At 51.9% G+C, this 25,196-nt stretch carries 16 protein-coding genes and 1 tRNA gene; 8 read left to right on the forward strand and 9 right to left on the reverse strand.

Features of this window, described 5'->3' with window-relative positions:
• Window positions 1-304 precede the first annotated feature (304 nt).
• Together leuS and CFX1CAM_RS01580 are read right to left on the reverse strand one after the other, a co-directional pair.
• Entirely contained in the window at window positions 305-2,767 is a 2,463-nt protein-coding gene (gene leuS / locus CFX1CAM_RS01575) for a leucine--tRNA ligase (RefSeq protein WP_231940997.1), read from the reverse strand.
• Window positions 2,768-3,525: 758 nt separating this feature from the next.
• Window positions 3,526-5,208 carry a hypothetical protein gene (locus CFX1CAM_RS01580; protein WP_087861325.1) on the reverse strand — a complete coding sequence of 561 codons (1,683 nt, stop codon included), beginning with the start codon at window positions 5,206-5,208 and terminating at the stop codon, window positions 3,526-3,528.
• A 323-nt stretch (window positions 5,209-5,531) separates the two neighbouring features.
• On the opposite strand from CFX1CAM_RS01580, the gene CFX1CAM_RS01585 reads away from it, so the two are divergent.
• The 4 genes from CFX1CAM_RS01585 (at window position 5,532) to CFX1CAM_RS01600 (ending at window position 8,891) form a co-directional block, all read left to right on the forward strand.
• Window positions 5,532-5,604 (forward strand) — tRNA-Asn (locus CFX1CAM_RS01585).
• Window positions 5,605-5,891: 287 nt separating this feature from the next.
• Window positions 5,892-7,571: an alpha-amylase family glycosyl hydrolase gene (locus CFX1CAM_RS01590; protein ID WP_157891637.1), complete on the forward strand. Its 1,680-nt coding sequence runs from the start codon at window positions 5,892-5,894 to the stop codon at window positions 7,569-7,571.
• Between the two features lie 114 nt (window positions 7,572-7,685).
• On the forward strand, window positions 7,686-8,384 hold the full coding sequence (locus tag CFX1CAM_RS01595; RefSeq protein ID WP_157891638.1) for a methyltransferase family protein: 699 nt from the start codon (window positions 7,686-7,688) through the stop codon (window positions 8,382-8,384).
• A gap of 42 nt (window positions 8,385-8,426) precedes the next feature.
• Window positions 8,427-8,891, forward strand: a complete 465-nt coding sequence (locus tag CFX1CAM_RS01600) for an NUDIX hydrolase (protein WP_157891639.1) — start codon at window positions 8,427-8,429, stop codon at window positions 8,889-8,891.
• 152 nt (window positions 8,892-9,043) lie between these two features.
• Here the strand turns inward: CFX1CAM_RS01600 and CFX1CAM_RS01605 are convergent, their stop codons facing one another.
• The 4 genes from CFX1CAM_RS01605 to CFX1CAM_RS01620 all read right to left on the reverse strand — a co-directional run bounded on the left by CFX1CAM_RS01605 (window position 9,044) and on the right by CFX1CAM_RS01620 (window position 15,213).
• The gene (locus CFX1CAM_RS01605; protein WP_087861329.1) at window positions 9,044-10,048 is read right to left on the reverse strand and encodes a dihydroorotate dehydrogenase-like protein; all 1,005 of its coding nucleotides are present in this window, start codon (window positions 10,046-10,048) and stop codon (window positions 9,044-9,046) included.
• A gap of 113 nt (window positions 10,049-10,161) precedes the next feature.
• A complete protein-coding gene (gene nifJ, locus CFX1CAM_RS01610; RefSeq protein WP_087861330.1) occupies window positions 10,162-13,749 on the reverse strand; it encodes a pyruvate:ferredoxin (flavodoxin) oxidoreductase in 3,588 nt (1,195 codons plus the stop codon).
• 245 nt (window positions 13,750-13,994) lie between these two features.
• On the reverse strand, window positions 13,995-14,534 hold the full coding sequence (locus CFX1CAM_RS01615; RefSeq protein WP_087861331.1) for an NUDIX hydrolase: 540 nt from the start codon (window positions 14,532-14,534) through the stop codon (window positions 13,995-13,997).
• A gap of 127 nt (window positions 14,535-14,661) precedes the next feature.
• A complete protein-coding gene (locus tag CFX1CAM_RS01620; RefSeq protein ID WP_162287641.1) occupies window positions 14,662-15,213 on the reverse strand; it encodes a LysM peptidoglycan-binding domain-containing protein in 552 nt (183 codons plus the stop codon).
• Between the two features lie 457 nt (window positions 15,214-15,670).
• On the opposite strand from CFX1CAM_RS01620, the gene CFX1CAM_RS01625 reads away from it, so the two are divergent.
• Window positions 15,671-16,873 carry a S1C family serine protease gene (locus CFX1CAM_RS01625; protein WP_087861333.1) on the forward strand — a complete coding sequence of 401 codons (1,203 nt, stop codon included), beginning with the start codon at window positions 15,671-15,673 and terminating at the stop codon, window positions 16,871-16,873.
• Window positions 16,874-17,113: 240 nt separating this feature from the next.
• Window positions 17,114-18,211, forward strand: a complete 1,098-nt coding sequence (locus CFX1CAM_RS01630) for a baeRF10 domain-containing protein (protein ID WP_087861334.1) — start codon at window positions 17,114-17,116, stop codon at window positions 18,209-18,211.
• Window positions 18,212-18,386: 175 nt separating this feature from the next.
• On the opposite strand, the gene CFX1CAM_RS01635 is transcribed toward CFX1CAM_RS01630, so the two are convergent.
• Genes CFX1CAM_RS01635 through CFX1CAM_RS01645 form a run of 3 tightly spaced genes read right to left on the reverse strand, consistent with a single transcriptional unit; the run spans window position 18,387 to window position 22,831 of the window.
• Window positions 18,387-19,241: a pyridoxamine 5'-phosphate oxidase family protein gene (locus tag CFX1CAM_RS01635; protein ID WP_087861335.1), complete on the reverse strand. Its 855-nt coding sequence runs from the start codon at window positions 19,239-19,241 to the stop codon at window positions 18,387-18,389.
• A 32-nt stretch (window positions 19,242-19,273) separates the two neighbouring features.
• Window positions 19,274-20,266, reverse strand: coding sequence for a glycyl-radical enzyme activating protein (locus CFX1CAM_RS01640; protein ID WP_162287642.1), 993 nt, complete (start codon window positions 20,264-20,266; stop codon window positions 19,274-19,276).
• A gap of 45 nt (window positions 20,267-20,311) precedes the next feature.
• Window positions 20,312-22,831 carry a pyruvate formate lyase family protein gene (locus tag CFX1CAM_RS01645; RefSeq protein WP_087861337.1) on the reverse strand — a complete coding sequence of 840 codons (2,520 nt, stop codon included), beginning with the start codon at window positions 22,829-22,831 and terminating at the stop codon, window positions 20,312-20,314.
• Between the two features lie 209 nt (window positions 22,832-23,040).
• On the opposite strand from CFX1CAM_RS01645, the gene CFX1CAM_RS01650 reads away from it, so the two are divergent.
• Window positions 23,041-23,832, forward strand: a complete 792-nt coding sequence (locus tag CFX1CAM_RS01650; RefSeq protein WP_087861338.1) for a PhzF family phenazine biosynthesis protein — start codon at window positions 23,041-23,043, stop codon at window positions 23,830-23,832.
• Between the two features lie 187 nt (window positions 23,833-24,019).
• Entirely contained in the window at window positions 24,020-25,174 is a 1,155-nt protein-coding gene (locus CFX1CAM_RS01655) for a L,D-transpeptidase (RefSeq protein WP_087861339.1), read from the forward strand.
• Window positions 25,175-25,196 lie beyond the last annotated feature (22 nt).

Consider the following 25,196-nt stretch of genomic DNA (forward strand, 5'->3'; position numbering starts at 1 on the left):
CAGTGAGATGTCATTGCGAGGAACGAAGCAATCTCAATCTGTAGTAGAGAGACTGCTTGCCTTTTGCTTCGCTCAGGCACACTCCGCAGTCGTAAGGTCATAATTAGATGTCATTGCGAGGAACGAAGCAATCTTAACCTGTAATAGAGAGAGTGCTTGCCTTTTGCTTCGCTCAGGCACACTCCGCAGTTGCAAGCTCGCAGTGACAAAGCGGGTAGGCACGCTCCGCAGTCACGGGCTCGCAGTGACAAACGTTCAGGAACAAAGCAACCTCAAGCGTTGATGACAGACCGCGATATCCCATTCACACAACAATATTGACCAGCTTGCCAGGCACATAGATCACCTTTTTGGGTGGCTTACCCTGCAGGTAAACCTGGACTGCGTCGCTTTCCAGGGCTGCTGTCTTTGCATCCGCCTCACTGATTGAAACCGGAACGATCAGCCGGTCGCGCAACTTGCCATTCACCTGGACGACCAGGGTGATTTCGTCTTCCCTGGCAGCTTCTGCATCAACCTCCGGCCAGGGCTGCAGGTGCACCGAATAGTCATGACCGGTGCGCTCCCACAGTTCCTCAGCGATGTGCGGACAGACGGGAGCCAACATTCGCAGGTACAGGCTTTCTGCCTCTTTCCAGGCCTCGGTTCCAAAGGCGCCCGCCCCCTTTGCCAGCATCATTTCATTGTTCAACTCCATCAAACTCGAAACAATGGTATTAAAGTTGAGATTCTCAAAGTCATGGGTGACGGAGGCCAGAGTCTGATGGGCTTTCCGCCGCAGCTTACGTAAATCTTCTTCGCCGGGGCGTTTCCCAACCTCTGACGGTTCCAGCAGGGTGAACCAGACTTTTCGCAGCCAGCGGATGCTGCCCTCAATCCCGCTGCTATTCCAGGGTGCGCCCAGTTCCCAGCGGGCAAAGAACATCAGATAAGCACGCACGGTATCCGCGCCATAGGCAGCCACCAGGTCATCCGGGGCGACCACATTGCCCCGGCTTTTAGACATCTTTTCATGGTCCTCACCCAGCACCATCCCCTGGTTGCGGAGTTGCATCATGGGCTCGGCGCTGCGGGTGATACCCAGGTCGCGGCAGGCTTTGTGGAAAAACCGCGTGTAAATCAGATGCATGGTCGCATGTTCGATCCCACCGGTGTAGGTATCCACCGGCATCCAGTAGTCGTATTCCTCGGGATCAAAGGGATATTGATCATAATGCGGGCTCAGGTAGCGCAGATGGTACCAGCTGGAACACATGAAGGTGTCCATGGTGTCGGTCTCGCGTTCGGCAGCGCCGCCGCATTGCGGGCAGGTGGTGAAGCGCCAGGTGGGATGCAGTTTGAGCGGACTCTCGCCGGTGGGGAGCCACTCTACATCCATCGGCAGTTCAACTGGCAGTTCGGCTTCAGGGACGGGCACGGCGCCGCAGTGCGAACAGTGAATGATGGGAATTGGCGCGCCCCAATAACGCTGGCGCGAGATCAACCAATCCCGCAGCCGATAGCTCACCGCACCATGACCGACGCCCTTTTCCTCAATATAAGCAATTGCCCGCTGAAAGGCGACATCGCCGGGCGTTCCCGTCAGCGGTCCGGAGTTGACCATTTCACCCACGGCAGGGACAGCCATGGTCATCTCATCTGCGACGAGGGGGTGTTCATCCGGGGGCTGGATGACCACGACGACGGGCAAGTTGTACTTGCGGGCAAATTCAAAGTCGCGTTGATCATGGGCGGGCACCGCCATGATCGCGCCGGTGCCATAACCCATCATCACATAATCCGCTGTCCACACCGGGATCCTTTCACCGTTAACCGGGTTGATCGCGTATCCGCCGGTGAACACACCGGTCTTTTCACGGTCAGCCGTTTCGCGCTGGATTTCGCCCATGCGCTCCGCCTGGGCGCGGTATTCCGCCACAGCCTGCGCCTGCTCGGGTGTGGTGAGCTTTTTCACCAGGGGATGTTCCGGCGCCAGCACCATGAAGGTTGCTCCCCACAGGGTGTCCGGTCGGGTGGTGAAAACCTCAATCTCATCGCCATTTTCAGTCTTAAACACGACCGCGGCACCCTCCGAGCGGTTGATCCAGTTGGTCTGCAGGGTCTGAACCTGTTCGGGCCAGTCGATGGTTGAAAAATCCAGCAATTCATCGGCGTAATTGGTGATGCGAAAGAACCACTGCACCAGGTTTTTCTTGATCACCGGTGTGCCGCAGCGCTCGCAGTGGCGGTCATCGCCGTGGACCTGTTCGCGCGCCAGGGTGGTGTTGCAATGCGGGCAGAAATCAACCTGTGCCTCTTTTTGATAAGCCAGGTTATTTTTGTAAAACTGGATAAAGAACCACTGTGTCCAGTGATAATAACTGGGGTCTGAAGAGGTTGCCTCCCGCCGCCAGTCGATCATGGCGCCCATCGACTTAAGCTGTTGGCGCATCACTTCAATGTTTTGTGAGGTCCACTGCTGGGGGTGAATCCCGTGCTGGATTGCGGCATTTTCCGCGGGCAACCCAAAAGCGTCAAAACCCATCGGGAACATCACGTTATAGCCCTGCATGCGCTTGAAGCGGGCGCGGGCATCCGAAGGGCTCATGGCGTACCAGTGCCCGATGTGCAGATCACCTGAAGGATAAGGCCACATGGTCAGCGCATAAAACTTGGGTCGGTGCGGGTCGATATCGGCGTGGTAAAGACCGTCTCGCTCCCAGCGTTCCTGCCATTTAGGCTCAATCTGTGCTGGTTTATACATGGGTATGCTAGTTGGGTCTGGCATGATCTTCTCCTCGATAAAAATCATCATCATTGTTCACGATGTTTGCATTTAAAACAAAAACTCCGTCCGAACAGGGACGAAGCGATTAACTCCGCGGTACCACCCTGCTTCCCGGCGCTCTATCAAGGCCGGGCAGCTTGGGCCGCGCTAACGAGCGGTGATCGTCGCTGACTACTCGGGTTCACCAGCGCCATCTGCCCCGGTAAGGGACCGGCAAGGCGAGTTCAGCCTGGGGCGCTCCGTTACACCTGCCGGGTTCACACCGTTTCCCGGCTCGCTGGCGGATGGCTTACTACTCCTGCCATGATGTTTATGCGTTATGGTGAAACAATTCTAGCACATTCAGGTTTTAGATTCAACCCGAGCGCCAACACAGAGTGCGCATGTTTTTTGCGCACCCTGTTGGCTGTTTTTGTATTTACCGAAGGATTAGCGGAAAGTAGATACTCAATACCGTGCTGTATCCATAGGCACCGCTATCACAGACTGCTACGTACCTTTGATAGCCGATTGTCATCCCTTGATTGCGACCGTCTCCAGAGCGGAGCAGCATCCACAGTACACAATATCCAAAACCCCGATTTCAACTTCCTGTTTCCTTACTCACAACTCACGTCTTGAGACCTTCGGTCAAGGGCATTCGCCGTTGTTATTGCGAACAGAGAGTGTTGAATAAGGAATAGTGAATAGTGAATAGTAAAATCAGGGCTCGGATCATTCCGAGCCCTGATTTTTTCTTTCCAGTTTTGCCAAACTCGTTAAGGCTGATAGTAGGACAATCCTGCCATCCCGGTCAGCAACCCGTCGTAGAAGATGCCACTGAGAACATATCCATCAGCACTGTGCCAGAAATAGGTGCTGACGATTTTTCCATCATCCTCACGCAACCATTGTTCGCGTATAAACCCGGGGGATTGGAGCAGGTTGGCCATCACCTCATAAGGAATGACCTTGTCGCGGTCATAAATTCCCTTCAAAATCTCGTAATTCTCATTATTGACCGTTGGGAGGGCATAATCATCCGGATATTTGCCGCTTGTGACGTTCTTTTTGTAAACTACGCCATCCACGGTGACGCTGATATAAGCCGTCATCCCCGACCAGGGCATATCGTACAGGTAGGTTTGCTTGTGGGATTCCCGCGGCTTCCAAGAATCAGTGCTCTCGCGGCCCGCAATGGTCATTATCCGGTCCAGGTCTGCTTCTTTGGTTTCGCCGATGACAATGCTTGCATAACCCTGGTAAACCGGTCCTGCCATCAAACCGCTGAAATTCTCAGGGATGTCCAGCAACGATGGAATCTGAACTTCAGGTTCTTCCTGAACGGTCGTGCTGGTCGACCCCATCGGGTAGCCAACCAGTTCAACCGCATCAATTTCTGCCCAGCCCAGGCCCAACACGCTTTGATCAACCCAGATGACCACGGTGTCGGTATAAAAAACCTCATCTAATTCGATGGTATGCGTCCACTCATCCGGGCAGGTTGATATCCGTTCCGGTTCTCCATACCATAACGTCCAGGTTTCACCATCGGTATCGATGAACTGGATTTCAACCACCTGTGAGGGGTTATGAGATTGAATGATCACCAATTCCGTTGGGATAACCGGAACGTCATAGTACAGAACAAGATATTCTTCGGTATCTCCTGACAGGGGTGCCCAGGCCAGAGGGTTTTCTTCGCAGTAATCAACGTCGGGAGCACCCGTAGCCTGCAGGGCAGAATAATCATCCGAGGAGTATTCAGAGCTGGCTTCAGCCAGTACAGCCCATTGCCGAATGACTTGCGTTGAGGGAACCAGGATGTCCTCCAGGGTTTCATCGAACCCCTCTATTTCCTCCTCAAATTCGAAGTCTTCTAAATCAAATTCGAAGTCTTCTAAATCGAAATCGAGATCCGTTAAGTCAGCCTCAAAAAAGCTCACCGATTTGAGCACAGCATCATATATCGGCTCGATTTCTTTCCACCGATCTTCAGGTGACAGTACCGTCATGTAGAATGTCTGCTCAGGATAAGGCAAAGCCACAAATAATTTACCCTTCAGTTTTTGCCCATCTTCGATGCCTTTAAACTCGACCAGCAACCCTTCTACGCCACCGACCTTGGTCTTTTTGGGTTTACTGTACTCGGCAGAGACCTCATCATCTTGTTGTGTCATCTCGTCCATTAAACCCTGGAGGCTTAAATTATCGTCATTTGGCAAACCATAAGCCATAATCATGGGTCCAAATCTTTCGTCGGCATCAGTCGGCGACATCATCGTCATGCCCCAAAATTCTTCAAAATCATAACCGGGCACCTGTTGCAGAGAGTAACCTCCTGCTTCGGAACGGTAAGTCTCACCCAGTTTGGGGCTCTTCTTCCCGCCAAGGCTGCAAGCCAGGGTGGCGATCAGCAGCATGGTGATGATTAATATCAGCGGATAGTGCTTTTTGATCATGTTCTTCTCCTTTTTAAAATTTCACGATGACACTCAGTTAGCCAACGTGCTTGAAGGTCTTTGGCTAATTCTACCAAGTTCTGTGTCAACTGTCGCTAAAAATTCATTTGACAAATTATAATTGGTTTTTGATGGGAGGGGAAGAGGCGCGTGATGTTGACGGTTAACAACGATACCCTGATACTGCTCCCCATTGGCTGGGCTTGGATAACCAGAGCTGCCACAGCAAATGTAATGACAAGCCTGGCAGGTATGACAGCGCCATTTCACTCTTCCAAACGGCTTGACACTTGCACTGCTATTCCGTATAATTCTTTACGCCTTCCTCGATAGCTCAATTGGCAGAGCGAGCGGCTGTTAACCGTTAGGTTCCAGGTTCGAGTCCTGGTCGAGGAGTATTTTCTTTTAACGGCTGTTGAGCCATTGGTCCTGTTCTGCCGACGCTATCAATTCGTAGTCAACTTAAGGAATTGCATCGCTTTTTAAAAATTTTGTGCTATAATCGATTTATAGTAGACCAAGAACAACCGAATCCTCAAAACTTGAAATTTTCTACACCCCTGGTAACGCCGGCCGGGGGTGATCGCTTTAAGCGAATTTTGATTCGTGCCGCAAGGACTGAAGGGTTATAATCATAGCGACTCAGTCAATTAATGCACACACCGTTAATCATGAGAGCAGCAATGAAAATATCTGTACGAATACTCTTTTTGTTATTGACCCTTGTTGTGATCGGCTGCGCTGGCTGTCACTCCACAGCCTTGCCAGAGCCAACATCACAGCCGACTCTAAATCCAACGCCCACCCACACGGAACCCCCACCGGATCCTGAACCACAGGCGTGGTGGCGTGATATTGTCTTCTATGAGATCTTTGTGCGCAGCTTTAAAGACAGCGATGGTGACGGTATCGGTGATTTCCAGGGCATTATCCAGCAATTGGATTATCTAAACGACGGAGACCCCAACACCCATGACGATTTAGGCATCCAGGGCATCTGGCTGATGCCGATCAATCCTTCTCCCTCCTACCACGGTTATGACGTGATGGATTATTACAGCGTCAACCCAGACTACGGCACGATGGATGATTTCAAGCAGCTATTGGCCGAGGCAGAAAAACGCGGCATCAAGATCATCATCGACCTGGTGATCAACCACACTTCCACACAGCACCCCTGGTTCCAGGCTGCCCAGGATCCGACCTCGGAGTTCCACGATTGGTATGTCTGGTCGGCTGAACACCCGCAGATTCCCGGCCCATGGTTTCAGAATGCCTGGCACCGAAATTCTGTCAACAACCTGTATTATTATGGCATCTTTTGGGGCGGCATGCCTGACCTCAATTTTGATAATCCTGCCGTCAGCGATGAAATAATGAGCATTACCAAATTCTGGCTGGAAGAAGTCGGCGTGCATGGTTTTCGGGTGGATGCCGCCCGCTATCTGTATGCGGATGGCGTTTCCCAGCAGGATACCAAACAGACCATCCAGTGGTTTGAAGATTGGCGGGCTTTTTACAAAGCGATCAATCCATCGGCGTTCACCGTGGGCGAGGTGTGGACCGATCTGCAGGTCACAGCTCGTTATGGTGATGGGATGGACTCCCTGTTCATGTTTGACCTGGCTGAAGACATCATCAACGGTGTTTACGTCCCCAACCCCAGGCGGATCATCACCTCGTACCAGGACATCCAGAGCTTTTTCCCGGAGGGCGATTTCAGTACCTTTCTTTCCAACCATGACCAGCAGCGGGTTATGTCGTTTTTTGAAGGCAATGCCAATAAAGCCCATGTGGCGGCATTTGTCTATCTGACCGGACCGGGCGTGCCCTTTATCTACTACGGTGAAGAAATCGGGATGGCGGGCAATAAGCCGGATGAGCTGCTGCGAACGCCGATGCAATGGACCGGAGGACCAGGCGCAGGCTTCACCAGCGGAACCCCCTGGGAGCCTGTCAACCAGGATTATGCGCAAGTCAACGTAGCCGCCCAGGACACCGCCCCTGATTCGCTGCTCCACCAGTACCGGACTCTGGTGCACCTGCGCAATCAATACTCGGCGCTACGTACAGGCGCATACCTGCCCTTCACAGCGAGCTGCCAACAGTTGTATCCGATCCTGCGGGTAGAGGACGACCAGGTCTTAATTTTGCTGGCAAACCTCAGCCGCAAGGAACTGGAAGGCTGTACCATCAGCATCACCGAAAGCCCGCTATCCGGGGAGTATGACGTCGAGATGCTGTACGGCGATGGTGTTTTCAGCAGTTTCAATTTTGGGGAGGATGGCAGCCTGACGGAATATTCACTGCCAGAGATCATCCAGCCCTTCCAGCAATTCATTTTGCAGTTAAATGAATCCTGAACAGGGGATACAAGCGGTGAGCAGGCAATGTCTGCATCCTGCCGCCAGAGTGGGCATCGAGGCGCGATCAGGATTTACCTGTTCGGTTCACGCAGGCAGGTAAAGGAGGTCAAAATGGAGGACAACACAAAAATTATAACGCTCCGCATGATGATCATGCTGCTGGTATTTATCGTGGTTGCGCCATTGCTGCCGTTGCTGATCTCCTGGCGGTGGAGCTGGTGGGAAGCGTGGGTGTACGCAGCCATCAGTTTCGTGGGTTTTGTGGTCAGCCGCTACCTGGCTGGACGACGCCATCCCGAATTGCTGGTTGAACGCGGACAATATCTGCAAAATCCCAACCCGGAACCCTGGGACCAATACCTCTCGCCCCTATCCGCATGGGGAGGTGTCCTGATCCTCGTGGCAGCAGGGTTTGATATGCGTTGGGGACCATCGGCGCAGTTTGGATTGGTTATAAAAATCATCGCCATCATCCTGGTGCTGGGTGGCTACGCATTGGGAGCTTACGCATTGATCGTTAACCAGTATTTTTCCGGCTTGGTGCGCATCCAGGTAGAACATGGGCATCATGTGATCAATTCCGGGCCCTATCGTTGGGTGCGTCACCCCGGGTACGTCGGCGCACTGGTTACCTATCTATCAATCCCTTTCCTGCTGGATTCCTGGTGGGCTCTGCTACCGGCTTTTTTATTATCGATCATCATCTTCCTGCGAACCTTCTTAGAAGATCAATTCCTGCAAGAAAAGCTCCCGGGCTACAAGCGCTATACGAAAGAAATCCGCTATCGATTGATCCCCTGGATCTGGTGAGGTGGTTGAATCTGCGATATCCAATATCAAGCGTGAAGCAAGGTGAATAAAGCTGTTTTATTCTGGTTATGGAAGGTCCTCCCCCTTCCGAAGTTTGTGCGTGCTGCAATGGTCTGGATCGGCAATCCGAAATTCCTGGTTTCTGTCGATGCCCTGATCTTCAATGCAGAAAATGCGTGTTTATTATTCAACCACCCCTATCGCCAGGATTACACCTGGGGATTGCCAGGTGGTTATTTAAAAAGAGGTGAACACCCACAAAGCGCCATTCAAAGAGAGGTGTTTGAGGAATCGGGGCTTGAAATCCAGGTCATCAAGTTGCTTGATACGACGATGTCAGAAAAACACCGGAGGATTACACTGATTTATTTAGCTGAAATTGTCGGTGAGGTGAAGTTCACACCATCGGTTGAGGTGTCTGAGTTCGGGTTTTTCCCGGCAGATCACTTGCCGGACTTGTTTCCCAATCAGAAAGCGCTTATTCAAAAATACAGTCGGCAGCCATAAGCCAGCAGAACAAAGGGACTGACCCGAAAATAATGCAGGCTACCCTTTTCCCTGGGGAAAAGAAAATCGAGCCCAAATTTCTTGGGCTCGATTTTCTGTAGATGCCGGACAATCCCTATGAATTTGGATATGCGATACTCACGCGCGAGGCCTCACGGCATTTTGTTATCGAAGGACTGCAAAGCCTTCATGTAATTGGCGCGCTCAAAAACTGCAGGATTTTTAACATGTTTCTGGCTCATGCTGCCGCGCATCCGTTCAACGGAGGGGTGGTCATAGGCGCTCATCCAGGTGGACATCTCTGCCAACATTTCAGTCGCCCGACCGACGCCATTGGCAACAAACTCTGATGCCACCATAGCCACATTGGCGCCAGCCATTACCGCTTTGATCAGGTCAACACCGGTATGAACGCCTGAGGTCAGCGCAAGGTCAGCTTTCACCTGGCCAAAAAGGATTGCCGTCCAGCGCAAGGGCAACAGCAATTCCGCCGATGTTGAAAGGTTCAAGGTCGGGTCCACTTCCATCTCTTCAATATCAATATCAGGTTGAATGAACCGGTTGAACAGCACCAGGCCCTGCGCGCCAGCGTCGGCAAGACGACACGCCAGGTTGGGTAGAGCCGTGTAATAAGGGCTCAATTTCACGGAAACGGGAATTTGCACATGGGTGCACACCGCCTTCACCAGTTCAATCAGGTTATCTTCCAGCTCCACAGATTTCATGTCGCTGTTTGTGGGTAGATAATAGGTGTTTAATTCCAGGGCATCTGCCCCTGCCTGCACCATCTTTTGCGCATATTCCACCCAGCCCGAATTCGATACACCGTTTAAACTGGCGATGATGGGGATATCGACAGCCTCTTTATTTTGTCGGATTTTTTCCAAATATTCATCCGGACTCACATTATAACGATCAAGGTTGGGAAAATAACTCAGCGATTCAGCAAAGCGTTCTGTGCCGTGTTCCATAAAATAATTAAAAGCCAGGCTGTCGTGAGTGATTTGCTCCTCAAACAAGGAATATAAGACCACGGCGCTGATTCCGGCATCTTCCATCTTTTTCACAGTGCTCACCTTTTTTGAAAGCCCGGAAGCCGCTGCCACCAACGGGTTTTTAAGCTCAAGTCCCAGGTAATGTGTTTTTAAATCTGTCATCTTTCCTCCGAAATGTATCAATTGATGATCCAAATATTATCCAAAAATGGTGATGAACCCGGGTTCATCACCATTTATTATACTGGTTTTCGCTGCCAAACTAAAGCTGCCGCTTATTCTTCAGTTTCAGCATCGGGTTTCTTGTAGTGCATATCCGCCATTTGCTGGTAAAGCGTCCAGCGGCTGGCAGCATCCTGCTTGGCGTTGATCATCAACTGTTCTGCGCGCGCCTCATTGCTCTGCAGGAGCATGCGATAGCGGGTCTCATTGTATGCGTAATCCTCAACTGGAATTGTGGGCTCCTTGGCATCAATGATCAATGGGTTTTCGCCCTGTGCGCCTAATTCCGGGTTGTAGCGGTAAATCGGCCACACACCGGACTTGACAGCCAGTTCTTGCTGTTGAAGACCCAGGCGCATATTGATTCCATGGGCAATACAGTGGCTGTAGGCAATGATCAATGACGGTCCTGGATACGCTTCTGCTTCGCGTAAAGCCTGCAGGGTCTGCCTGTCGTTAGCACCCATGGCAATGCGAGCCACATAGGCATACCCATAAGACATCGCCATCATGCCCAGATCCTTTTTGGGAAGATTCTTGCCGTTAGCGGCAAATTTCGCCACAGCAGCCCGAGGAGTCGCCTTAGATGACTGACCGCCCGTGTTGGAATAAACTTCGGTATCCAGCACGAGGATGTTGACATCGCGGCCGGAAGCCAAAACATGATCCAGACCGCCATAGCCGATATCATAAGCCCAGCCATCGCCGCCAATGATCCATACGCTCTTACGCACCAGGTAATCAGCAATCGAGAGCAAGTTGCGGGCTTCAGGCAGGTCTAATTTTTCTAAGATGCTTTTAAGCTGCTCAACGCGCCCTCGCTGTGCTTCCAGTTCTTCTTCAGTTTTCTGGCTGGCGTTGATAATCGCATCAACCAGGTCACGTCCGACCTGGTCGGCCAGTCTCTCCAGCAGCTCATGCCCATATTCAATGAATTTGTCAATCGTCAGGCGCATACCCAGACCAAATTCGGCGTTGTCCTCGAACAGCGAGTTCGACCAGGCCGGTCCACGACCATCCGCATTGACCGCGTAAGGGGTGGTGGGCAGGTTGGCGCCATAAATCGATGAACAGCCGGTGGCGTTAGCCACCACCATGCGATCACCAAACAATTGCGTCACCAGGCGCAGGTAAGGCGTTTCACCACAGCCTGCACAAGCACCTGAGAACTCAAACAGGGGTTCCAAAAGCTGGGAGTTCTTGACGGTGTGTGGCGAGAAGCTCTTGCGATCCGGGTAGGGAATTGAGCTGAAGAAAGCCCAGTTTTCAGCTTCCTGCTCGCGGATCGGTGGTTGGGGCGCCATGTTGATCGCCTTGCGGCTGGGATTCTCTTTATCTTTGGCGGGGCAGTTTTCCACGCACAATCCACACCCGGTGCAGTCTTCAGGCGCGACCTGGACAGTGAAAGCCCACCCATCACGGAACTCCCTGAACTTGGCATTGGTGTGTTTGAAGGTCTCGGGGGTTTCAGCCAGGTAAGAATCCTGGTAAACCTTTGTACGGATGGCAGCATGCGGGCACACAAAAGCGCACTTGCCGCATTGGATACACAGGTCCGGTTCCCAAACCGGGATCTCGAGAGCAACGTTGCGTTTTTCCCATTGGGTCGTCGCTGTGGGGAAAGTGCCATCCACGGGCATCTCACTCACCCGCACGTTGTCTCCATCGCGATCGATGATCTTGCCCAGCACTTCACGCACATATTCTGGCGCTTCTGGCGGTACCGCTGGTTTCATGGGAATAGTGCTGGTGACTTTGTCGGGGATTTCGACCTTGTACATATTCTCCAGGGCGCTGTCCACGGCTAAGAAGTTTTGTTTGATAACGGCTTCACCGCGCTTCCCGTAGGTTTCTTCGATGGATTTCTTAATATGATCAATCGCCTGCTCCCGGGGCAAAATGCCGCTGATCGCGAAGAAGCAGGTCTGCATGATGGTATTGATGCGCTGACCCATATTGGTTTTATTGGCGACATCGTACGCATCGATGATGTAAAATTGCAGGTCTTTCTTAATCAGGGCTTCCTGTACCTTGGCAGGTAGTTGATCCCAAATCTCGTCCGGTCCAAACAGGCTGTTCAGCAAGAAAATGCCTTTCGGTCGGGCGTATTTAAGCATGTCATATTTCTCAAGGAAGCTGAATTGATGACATGCGACGAAGGAAGCTTCATTCTCTGCAATCAGGTACGGGGCTCTGATTGGTTCTGGTCCAAAGCGCAGATGCGATACGGTGACGGCACCCGACTTCTTGGAATCGTATTGGAAATAGCCCTGGGCAAAGTTCTCAGTTTCTTCGCCAATGATTTTGATGGAGTTCTTGTTGGCGCTTACGGTTCCATCAGCGCCAAGGCCAAAGAACATCGCCTGGATCACATCTCGTTTCAGGATTTCGTAAGTTGGGTCCCAATCCAGGTTGGTGTGACCGACATCATCGATGATGCCAACGGTGAAGTGGTTCTTAGGCGTTTCCTTATCCATTTCATCGAAAATGCCTTTGACCATCGCAGGCGTAAATTCCTTGGAAGAAAGCCCATAACGACCGCCAATGACCCTGGGCAGGGTTTTAAAGGGCGCCAGTCCCAAATCAAAACCTTCTTTGACAGCGTTGACCACATCCAGGTAGAGGGGTTCTCCGCCAGCACCCGGTTCCTTGGTTCGGTCGAGCACTGCAATCACCTTGACGGTGCTGGGAAGCGCTTGCATCAGATGCTTGGTAGAGAAAGGCCGATAAAGCCTGACGGCTATCACGCCAACCTTCTCGCCGGCATCGATTAATGCTTTCGCCGTCTCCTGTGCAGTTTCAACGCCAGACGCCATCACAACGATCACTTTCTCAGCATCAGGAGAGCCAACATAGTCAAACAGGTGGTAAGAACGCCCGACTCGTTCAGCAAATTGATCCATCACCTCCTGGACAATATCGGGAGTTTTTGCATAAAAAGGATTGACGGTTTCGCGGCCCTGGAAGAAAACATCGGGGTTTTGGGCCGTACCGCGCAAAACCGGGCGATCGGGCGAAAGGGCGCGCCTCCGGTGCTGTGCCACCAGTTCATCGTCAATCAGCGCCCGCAGGTCATCCTCATCCAGCCGTTCAATTTTGTTGATCTCGTGAGAGCTGCGGAAGCCGTCAAAGAAGTGCAGGAAGGGAACTCGGCTACGCAGGGTGGCTGCCTGGGCGATCAATGCCATGTCCTGCGCTTGCTGCACAGAATCGCTGGCCAGCAATGCAAAACCGGTTGACCGTACTGCGGAAATATCGGAATGGTCGCCAAAGATCGATAACGCCTGGGCAGCAATGGAACGGGCAGACACATTGAACACGGTTGAAGTCAGCTCTCCGGCGATTTTATACATATTGGGGATCATCAAGAGCAAGCCCTGAGAGGCGGTGAAGGTGGTGGTCAGCCCCCCTGCTTGCAGCGCTCCGTGTACGGCACCTGCAGCGCCACCCTCCGATTGCATTTCCGTCACATCCGGGACGGTTCCCCAGATGTTTTTAATGCCCTCGGCAGCCCATTCATCGGCGAATTCGCCCATACCCGATGAAGGCGTAATTGGGTAAATCGCAATGACTTCGTTCAATCGATACGCAACCCATGCCGTGGCTTCATTGGCATCGGTCATTACCATTTGTCGTGTCATAAACAAACCTCCTTTTTGATTGTTTTTAGAATTTTGTCAGTTATTTTTTTAATCATCCGGTTTTACTCAAGGCGTTAAAAACCATAGAGATGTTCCTGGTATTATCCAACCATTAAGTATAACCGGTTTACGTCGCTTGTTGATGTAATTTCTTTCCCCTTTGTTAATGCAACCTGTCACATTCACTAACCCGAAAAGCGGATTCCTGGCTGAACGTTGGCAATGATCTGTCAAAGTGATTGCCCTTATTTCTCATTGGATTTGATATACGGCATCGCCAAAAAAAGTGCAGCCAGGGTTTTTCCATCATGAAATTCGCCTGCAAACGCTTTTTCAAGTGCCGCTTCCGCAGGCATGGTGACCAAATTGATAAATTCATCTTCATCGGGATCCAGGGGCGACGCAAACAAGCCCTTCGCCAGGTAGGCAAACAAATATTCATCGGAATAACCTGCCGCCAGGTAAAAACCTCCCAGGGGGATGATCTGCTCAGCATCCATGCCGATCTCTTCGCGAATTTCTCGCCTGGCACCTTCCAGGGGGTCTTCGCCTGCATCCAGCATACCGGCAGGTAGTTCAAGCAACATCGAATTTGATCCCACCCGGTGCTGGTCGACGAAATAAACCTGTCCTGATGCATCGACGGGAACGATCGTCACCGAATTGCCGTGCTCGACCAAGTCGTAGTCTCGTTCACGACCGCTTGGCAGGCGCATACGCACTTTGGCAAGGTCAAAAATAGGTCCGGAATAAAGTTTTTCTCGATAAAGTTCTTGATGATTCATTGGGCTCCTTTGACTGACGGTGGTTGTTAAAAGCTTTGATGCACTGGCAGAAAAAACCGCTACGTTTTGACAATCCACAAACGCAGCGATTTAAAATCGTGATGAGACAGAAATCACATCTTGAAGATCAGGGGATCTCAAGCGTCTGACCTGCTGTCAGATGATAAGGTTCTTCCAGCCCGTTGACAACAATGATCGCCTCTGGTGAAACCGATCCATACGAACAAGCAATCGAAAAAATCGTCTCACCTGCACTTATGGTATGTGTGGTTGGGTGAGGTTGCAGCGAGCGGTCTCCTTCTCCCCAACTGCCCGTCTGGGGAATCTTCAATACCGTCCCCGGAGCCACGAGGGTGTCGGGGCTCAGGTTGTTCAGGTTGAGAAGGGCAGCCGGATCCAAATCAAATCGCCGCGCAATGCAGAATGGAAATTCACCCTCGCGCAGGGTGTATTCTTCAGGCCGGGTGAGCGTTGGCACCATGATCGTGGGCGCCAGGGTTGCGGTTGGGCTGAAAAAATCTTCGGTGGGTTGTTCTGCCTCTAAAGGATACCCCGGCTCTACTGTTCCGGTGACGGGAGGGACACCGCCTGTAAGTCCGCCGGACGGACTGGTAACGATGACGATGGGCGTGGTCTTGAGGTCATCATCAGAGAGTTCCGGGGCTTTTGAGGCTGGCATTTTACAACCAGACAGCAACAGAGCTGAAAAAACAATACTAATCATTAGAATAAAGATCTTTTTCTTCATTGAAACATCACTTTCGCAGGTCAATCGTGTTTGAAAGGGCAATAATTATTTGAAAAATCTTTTAATACGATAGTAGCATAAACCGTTTTAAGCGTCAAGATGGGTTGATCACTCATCAATCAATAAAATAGACCTCGATCATATTATTCTCCATTATTATAATCCAGGTTGAAAATATCCACTAACCCTCAATTGAACGGGGATAGTCCTCTAAATCCTGCCAACCCTCAGGAAAAGGCGTACCAATTCCGCCAATTCAACATCTTCATTGCCAGCCGGTTTGAAAACATCGAAGAAGAATTCCTGAGAAAAAATAAATGTAATTTTTAATTTTTGTTTAGAAAAATTTTACATTTTTGAGATAACATCAAAAAAAAAGGAGAAGACGATGAACACGATGAAATTAAAAATCTGGCTTATTATTGGCTTGGTCATTGTGTCGACTTTGGCTTGCGCCATCCCTGGAGTGACCACATCCTTCACGCTTAACACGGAGTTGGATGATAAATTCCCGGAAATCCATATTGAACCCCCCACGATAGAGGAAATCATCCCACCAAACACATGGGTGATCCCCGATTCTGTGCTCTTACAAGACAACCTGGTCCAATTGTATGAGTCCGTCAGTCCGGGTGTGGTATCCATCCAGGTATATTCTGATCTGGGGTCTGGGCTCGGATCGGGTTTTGTGATCGACCAGGAGGGGCATATTGTGACGAATTACCATGTGGTCGAAGTCGCGCGGGAGGTTGAGGTCCATTTCCCGAGCGGGCTTAAAGTCTACGGCGAGGTGATCGGCGTTGACCTGGATTCGGACCTGGCGGTAATCAAAGTTGATGTCGACCCGGACGACCTGCACCCTTTGCCCCTGGGTGATTCAGATCAACTGCGAGTTGGTCAGACGGTGGTTGCCATCGGGAATCCATTCGGATTAAGCGGCACAATGACGGTGGGGATCGTCTCCGCTCGGGGTAGAACCCTGGAATCCATTCGGCAAACCGAAGGTGGCGCTTTCTTTACAGCCGGCGATTTGATCCAGACCGATGCCAGCATTAACCCGGGCAATTCAGGCGGACCCCTCTTAAACCTCAACGGTGAGGTGATCGGGATTAACCGCGCCCTGCGAACAAGCGGTAACGGCATCTTCAGCACATCATCCAATACAGGCATTGGTTTTGCGGTCTCATCCAATATCGTAAAACGAGTGGTGCCGACCCTTAAAAAAGGCTTGACCTTTGATTACCCCTATTTGGGGTTGTCCAGCTTAGAATCCTTAACCCTCGCAAATGCTGAGCTCCTGGGTTTGCCGACGGCGAATGGTGCTTATGTTCTCGATGTCGTGCCCGGCGGACCCGCTGATAAGGCTGGTTTGAAGGCTGGCAGCCAGGCCACACAGGTTGCCGGTTTGTACGCCGGTGGAGATTTAATTATCCGCGTGGACAATGTGGACGTTCTTGAATTCAGCGATCTGCTCAGCTATTTGATGCTCAATAAAAATCCGGGTGAAACAATGGACATGGTCATCTTGCGCAATGGTGAGGAGAAGACGATTACCATCACCCTGGGTAAACGCCCATCCAGCGCACCATAATCAATACACAGCAACCGCTGCAGGTAAGCTCTGTGGTGGTTGCTGTGCGAATTCAGGCACTTGAGTGTGTGAGAATTGAAATTCTCATTATTTCACAGTCTCCTTGTTCAAATCCAATTGGTTTCAACTCTCCTAAAGGAAGTTTTGATTATTTTCTGCGGATTTGATAGAATTAATAAGCAGGTTGATCGCGATGATCAACATCCCACACGATAACCAACAATACTGATGGAGGCAATCATGATTTCCGAAAAAGACCTGAAGGAACTTTTGGATTATTCGTCCCAGGACGGTGTTCTGAGCGTTTACCTGAACACCAATCCAACTGAGGTGCAGGCTGAAGCTGCAAAAATCCAACTTCGCAACCTGTTAAGGACGGTCGACCAGCCAGAGGACGTTCAGGCTGTTGAGCAGTATATCAACCTGGAGTACGATTGGTCTGCGAAAGGGGTGGCTATGTTTTCAGACCAACGCGGGGATTTTTTCAAAACTTACCAGTTCAACATCTCTTTGCCTAACAAAATCCTTGTCAGCCACCGACCGATTATTCGCCCCCTGGTTCAGTTAATGGACACTTTTATGGGCTGGGGCGTGGTACTGGTCGATAAACAGGGCGCTCGTCTGTTTTCTTTTAACCTGGGAATTTTGGACGAAAGCACTGGCGTGATGGGCGACCCCGTCAAACAAACCAAACGCGGCGGTGGAGATACTATGTTCGGAAGGGGAAGCAGCTCCGACGCAAGCGACAAGGTGGAAAGCACCATCGAGCGTAATATCAAAACCATTATCGAATCCGCGATCGAGTTTTTTAAACACAATGCTATTCGGCGTATCTTGATTGGTGGTTCGGAAGAAAACATTGCCCGGTTTAAACAGGAATTACCCAAAGCCTGGCAGTCACTCGTTGTGGGAGAATTTCCAATCGGCATGAGCGCCGGTTATCTGGAGGTGTTGGAACAAGCCAGCCAAAAGGTTTTAGATGTCAATGAAAAGGTGAACCAGGCACTGGTCAAGCAGTCCATCACACTGGCTGCCAAGGGCAGCAACGGCGTTATCGGCTTGATCGACACCCTGAACGCCATCCGTGAAGGCAGAGTGAAAACCCTGCTGGTATTGGATGATTTCGCTCAAGCCGGCTATCGCTGTGATGGCTGTGGCTATCTCTCCGTACAGGAGGTGAAAACCTGTCCCTTCTGTAATGGGCATTTTCAGCGCATTGATGACGCAGTTGAAATGGCTGTTCGCGAGGCTATCAGAAATAACGCCGATGTAAAAGTGTTGACGCATGATCCAACCCTGGAGCAGCACGGAAAGATCAGCGCAATTTTGCGTTACTAAAACCAAAATCCAATTAAAAAAATTCTCCGGGAGCCCACATGGCTCCCGGTTTTGTTTCTCTCAAGCGACCCTTATTTTACGTCACACCTGGAATTACAGAGCATCCTGCATGCCACATCTTTTCCCATCGGCTCGGAGTCTATTCCCCATCACGACCTTGCCAAACCCGCCGAGCTTAAAAATCCCGCACTGGACTTAACGGCAATGGCGGATAGATTTGCTGCGGAACGGGTGGCATGGGGTTATAGACCCAATCCACCTTCATCACGCCGCAGCGCTGCAGCCCAACCCAGCGCAGACCCTGATAAACACCGCGCGTCAGCACATCGGTCATATCCAAACACAGCCCGAACAGAGCCATCGGTACGCCAGCGGGGATGGCCTTCAATTCATCGGTGAACGCTCCCAGGCTGAAGATCAGGTGCTGACTGCCCGCCGCCTGGGCTTGAATCACCGGGATGATGATCGGGTAGCCGTCTTCGGCAATATATGCCAGGAATTTCAGGTTATCCAGCTTGTTGAATAACGCCATCGTCCAGGGATTCATCACCGGGGCGCCTTTTTTTCGTAAAAACGGTTTGGCAAGCATGGTTTTTATTGCCGCCCCAATTATGGCACCCATTGCCAGCGGTTGTTTGCCGGTATGGGCAATCAGGTCCACATAATACACCGTGTGAATGCCGAAATATGCATTATAGCGAAACATGGGCGTATTGTTGTAAGCGTCAAAATCAACCCCGCTGGTGGCTGTGTGGGTGAAATTCCCCGTGCCACGCCATAAGTCCTTATTGAGTGTCATCACCAGCCAGCCAATTTTCGGGTTGTTGACGACATTGTCAGAGCTGGTCCCCTCAGTAAATTGCCCCCAGATGAGCGTGCTCTCATCCGAGGCTTTGAGCGAAGATAGCATGGTGATATGCGGCAACCCCTCGGGGGTGATCGTAGCCACCAGACCGATTTTCATGATCGGTTCAAAGGCGTCAATTTCAGCCGGTGAAAGATGGTTTGAGCGGTAAGGTTGGTATGTCATCAAAGGTCCTTTCAGCATATCAGGGTGCGGGTTCAGGTGCTGCTGGCAGCACCGGTCACAAAAACGCGTTCGGGGTCAAAGGCGCTGTCCTTGGCTGCCTTTTCGCAGCAATCCAGGGCCGATTGCGGCATGAGCGGTGTGGCTTCAAAATACCAGGGGATATCCAGGCGGCGGTATTTGTCCCGGCACAGGTTGTTGAACGCGCACAACTCCCAGCGATCCACCAGCTCGTTGAGGTTTTGGTCCAGGTAATGGGCGATCGCAGCCAGGTTTTCTTCGTTTGTGGTGATGTCGGGGATCAAGGGAGTGCGGATCCACAGGCGGGTTTTTAGGTTTTCGCTCCGGATGCGGTTGGTGATGTGGGTAAGATTGGTCAGGATAACCTCGTTCCCCAATCCCGTATACCGGCGATGTGCTTCTGAATCCATCAACTTAAGGTCATACAGAACCAGATCGGTATGCGGCAGGATAGCCTCCAGAGCCCTTGGCGAACAGGCACCGCAGGTGTCGAGGGCGGTGTGAATGCCTTCAGCTTGCAGCCGTGCAAACAGACGGGAAACGAAGCCGGCTTGCAGGGTGGGCTCGCCGCCCGAAGCGGTGACCCCTCCGCCGCTGGCTTCAAAGTAAGCCCGATCTTTTAGCAATTCAACCACCAGATCCTCCAGCGTCACCTGCTCGCCGAGCATTTCCAGCGCAGTTGAGGGACAGTTTTCAGTGCACACGCCACAGCCCTGGCATTTTTCCCGGTCAACCCGGATCATCCCCTGTGGGGACCGGTCGAGAGCGCCGTTAGGGCAAACCTCCAGGCAGATGGAACAGCCAATGCAGCGTGTTTCGATCCAGTGCACCTGGGTATACGTGGCAATCGATTCCGGGTTATGGCACCACAAGCACGAAAGGGGACAGCCCTTGAAGAAGATCGTGGTGCGGATTCCCGGTCCATCCTCGGTAGACAGCCGTTGCAGGTGCAGAATCAGGGCGGTGTTGGGCTCATCGGGGTCCCGCCTGGGGATGAATTGGCTCATATTGTCATCCGAAGTGTGTTGAATTGCGGTCATAGATACCCGGGTTTACATCCGGTGCGATTCACGGGCGATGATCTCGTCCTGCAATTCCTTGCCGATGGTGGTGAAATAGGCATTGTAGCCCGTCACCCGAACCAGCAGGTGTTTGTAATCCTGAGGATTTTTCTGCGCCTCGCGCAGGATATTTGCATCAAGGATGTTGATCTGCAGCGCGGTACCGCCATTTTCTGCATAGCCGCGCAGAAATGCTTTAAATTTTGCCTTGTGTGATTCGTCCCTGAGCAGTGAGGGGCTGAAGGTCATGGTGTGACTGGCGCCGTTGGGCAGCAGGTTGATATATCCCTCCCAATCGCCTCCGCCATTCGAAGACTTTCCGCCCAGCGCCTTGCCTACGGAGTTGGCGTTGGCGGTGGGTCCATGGATGTCCACGCCGTTGACCGGACAGATCGCATTTGAAAGGAATTGACCTTTCTTACGCCCATCGGGGCTGGCTGGCAAAATATCCGCGTCCGCAATCCAGTAATTCCAGCTCAACATGCCCGGTCTGAACTGGCGATCTGTTATGCTGGTGCGATGCTTCCAGGTGAATTTGGTCCAGGTTTCCATCACGCGCAGCGCCATGGCATCCGCCTCGTCATCGTCACGCCCATATTTGGGCGCTTTGTTGATCGCCATAGCCTGCAACACCGCATGTCCTTCCCAGTTATCTCGCAAAGCCTGGATCAGCTCAGCCCAGGTGCACGCCTTCTGATCAAACACCAGGTACTTGATCGCCAGCAGCGAATCCACTGTACTGGCAAAGGTGACCGCCTCGATGGTCACAAAGCGGATCTGCGGACCGCCCTGGTTCACGTCCCTTGCCTGTTCCGCACAGCCACGTACCAGTGTGGAAAGATAGGGCGAAGGCGAATAGGTGGCGCGCAGGGTTTCCGCGCGATCGTACAGGTTGACGATCTTCTGGATGATAAACGCGGTTTGCTGTTCATAGGCCTGCCAGAAATCCTCGAAGGTTTCGAAACGGGACGGATCGCCGGTATCGGGACCCGACCTGACCTGGGGGTCGGTGATCCAGGTCATCGGGTCGGTGTAGGGATGCATGTCATACCCACCCGTCAGCGCCAGTTCAACCGCTTTGAGCAAGTTCAGGTTGCAATCCACCGTGCCCGAGCGGTCATTACCGCACATGGTGTTTTCCAGGCAGCCGACCGGGGCATAATCGTGCACATTGTCTTCGTTGATCAGGTGCTCAATCCCGCCCTGCCTGGCTTGTAAGAGCATCCCCGCCATCGAGCGTTCATCGAAATTCAGCAAAAAAGGCGCTCCCTGGCTCTTTGCCACCATCTCCACGACTTTATCCATCAAAGGCTCAGGCGTTCTGCGATGCAGGCGGACATTGGGCTTGGGCTCCAGAATTGGCGACATCTCATCGATCACTTCCAGGATGGCATAGGTCAGGTCGTTGGTCATGTCCTCGCCGTTGGGTCCCAGCCCGCCGATGGTGAGCAATTGCCCATACCCCGCCGTGATGCCCTGGTTCCCGCCCGTGCGGATCATGAAGTCATAGGCTGTATTGGCATGGATCCAGAAGCATTTCAGAATTTCCTTGCCGAACTCGCGTTCCATGCCCTCATCCAGTGATTTCTGCCACAGCGGGTAAAGGTACTGATCAATCCTGCCAAAGGAGGTGCCCGCGCCGGGGTAATTTTCATCAGCCATCACCAGCATGTGAGTCAGCCAGAGCGCCTGTACTGCCTGCCAGAAGGTCTGTGGTGGTTCCCAGGGAACCATATTCAGGTTTTCTGCCATCTGTTTTAATTCATTTTCCCGCTGGGCATCCGGTTCCAACTCTGCCAGAGCCAGGCATTGATCCCGGTATTTTGCAGACAGGTCACGCGGCAGGGTGGCGGCGGTCAGCATGGCTTTTAATTGTGCGCCTTTCGGTCCTTGCTTATCCTTCTTTGAGAGGGCGTTATAAAAACCCTGCAGTTCGCGGTGAATACCAACAAATCCCTCCTCAATCACCCGTGGATAATCCGGGATAAGATGACCGTTGGTGCAGCCCGTGTTGCCATACCCATGGTTGTGAAAATCAAAGATCGCCTGGCGGAGAGAGTGCTTTCCTTCAATCGTGTCCAGGTAGGCTTTTGCCTGTTTCTCATCCAGGCAGGTGGAGGTTTGAACGTTAAACCGCCCCCCGGCGATCAGATCCCCTGGCAGAATCTCATGAGGAAGATGCTTGACCATCACCTCCTTCAAAAACCAGGCTTTCCGTTCAGCAATGGACCACTTCCAGAAATCAGGATGCAGGTCTATCGGGCGGGCGACCTGCTTGAAGGCGCCGCGAAATGTCGGAAAGAATGTATAGGTTTCCGGGACAATATAGAAGTTGAACTCTTCATACTGAAAATCCCAGGGGGTGCCGGTGGTCCAGGACGTAGCCTCGTTGTTCCAGGGTCGCTGCACGCCTGAAAAATAATAGTCCCTCAGCCACTGAATGCGCGGCGAAAGATTCTCTGGGGTTTTGATCTTATATGCCAGCCCGGTTTGTTGGGTTTCTTGATTCATGGTGACAGCCTCCGGTTGATGTGCGGAATTAATAATATAGTATGATTTTTATGGATAACCAGGTCATTAATGGCGACTCGTATTTAGTTTATCATAAATACGCTCACCGGTCAGTGCTGTCTTAGAAGATTAATCCATAAGCCAATGATGCCGACAAATCGCCTGACCAACATCCTGAACCCACTTTACCACCCCATGAAGGAGGAACGATGCGCCCCATTCTTTATCAGGTCGATGCATTTACCGCTGAACCCTTCAAAGGCAACCCTGCCGGCGTGTGCTTGCTTTCACACAAGGCACACGTTGGATGGATGAAGGGCGTAGCCAGGGAGATGAACCTGTCCGAGACGGCGTTTGTCTCCCCGGGACGGGGCGGCTGGCGACTGCGCTGGTTCACCCCAAAACAGGAAGTGAACCTGTGCGGGCATGCCACGCTGGCAGCCGCCAAGGTGCTGTTTGATCGCGAGCCTGCCCTGCGCAATGAGCCCATCTGCTTCAAAACCCTCAGCGGTGACCTGTTAGCCCGCTGGGTGGATGGCGAAATTGAACTGGATTTTCCAGCCATGACGTATCGGCGTTTTTCATACGAAAGCCATGTCGACCGGGCATTGGGGTTTAGACCCTGTGATGCTGTCTTTTCCGGAAATTATTACCTGTTTGAAGCCGAAGACGAAACCCTCATCCGCAAAATTACGCCAGACATCGCTGCCATCGAAAAATTGCCCATGCCTGAGGTGATCATCACCGCTCGCAGCCAGGACCCGGCTTTTGACTTCGTCTCGCGTTTTTTCGCTCCCCAGCTTGGCATCCCTGAAGACCCCGTCACTGGTTCAGCACACTGCCTGTTAGCGCCCTTTTGGGCTGAAAAATTGAAAAAGAATGCATTTTCGGCTTATCAGGCTTCTCCGCGCGGGGGAATGCTTCATGTGCGCCTGGAAGGAGCGCGGGTTATGATCAGGGGCTCAGCCGTGATCATCTTTGAAGGTGAACTGCGGGTTTAAGCCCACGTTTCGCAAATCAATCGTCCGCTCAGCAAATCTCCCGCGGATTGGCTCTTTTCGGATTTTTATTGGTTAAAGTGCAGCCCTCAACTCCTCCACACTGTCCGCATCGCCCACTCAACTCCAAACGACTCAAAAGATATTAAAAATAGTACAATAATAACCCTTGAAAACCGATTGAGGAAAGATGAAAAGAATTCTACGGGTTACCCTGCTGATGATCCTCCTCAGCTTGATGCTGGGCAATGTGCATCGTGCAGTCGACGCATCCGGCTCCGCTTATTTTGAACAGCCGCTATGCCTGCCCGGCATGCCGGATGACGGGACCTGCCTGATGCTCGGACCTGCCCAGGTCATCGCTGAACTGAAGGCAGCCGGTTTTACCTACCCGCCCAGGGGATTGCCAGCCGCCACACCCCCTTCCGAAATGGGGGTCATGCCTGTGTTTATCGCCCAGATCAATATTCCCGAAGACGAACCTGCCCCAATTTACGCCAGTTTTGAAGACGCCCGAACCGGAACGAACCCGATCCGCTTTATCGAAGCCGGTCGGATGCGTTTTGTCAGCTATATTGAACGCAGAGACGATGTCGATGGAACCCATTATGTTAAGCTGGCTTCAGGCGAATGGACTCGCGCTGCCCCAGCAGCATACCCGAGATTTCAGGGGTTAGAGTTCTATGAAAATCCAAAGAATAATTTTGGCTGGATGATCACAGAAAGCGAAAGCTACGTCGCACCTTCGTTTAATGCCCCAAAAACCGGTGTTGTTTACAGTAAGCACAGCTTGTTCCAGGTCTTTGACACTGTGGAAGCAGAAGGCTATTTGTGGTATCAAATTGCGCCCGGTGAATGGATCAACAGCCATGTTTCAGGCGTAGTGATCTTAAGGCCAGATCCACCTGAAGGCGTCAATACTAATCGCTGGATTGAACTGGATCTGTTTCAGCAGACCGCAATGGTTTACGAAGACGGGCAATTGCTGTTTGCCACCTTGATGACCTCGGGCTGGGAGCCCTTCTATACAAAGCCAGGTCTCTTCACCATTTACGAAAAAAAGGAGCTGGCTGACATGCTTGGCTCCTTTGAAGCGGACCGTTCCGATTACTACTTGTTTCAAGATGTCCCCTGGCAGATGTATTATGACGAAGCTCGCGCCATTCATACCGCATACTGGCGCACAAATTTTGGCTATGTGGGTTCGCATGGCTGCGTCAACCTCTCCCCCGGGGATGCGCACTGGATGTTTCTGTGGGCAAATGAAGGTGATTACGTCTGGGTGCACGATACCAGCGGGCGCACGCCAACCGACCCCTCTTATTACGGCCCTGGGGCGCCTTAGCCCTGGCAGCCAAAACACGCTT

The sequence above is a fragment of the Brevefilum fermentans genome, assembly GCF_900184705.1.
GTDB classification, from domain to species: domain Bacteria; phylum Chloroflexota; class Anaerolineae; order Anaerolineales; family Anaerolineaceae; genus Brevifilum; species Brevifilum fermentans.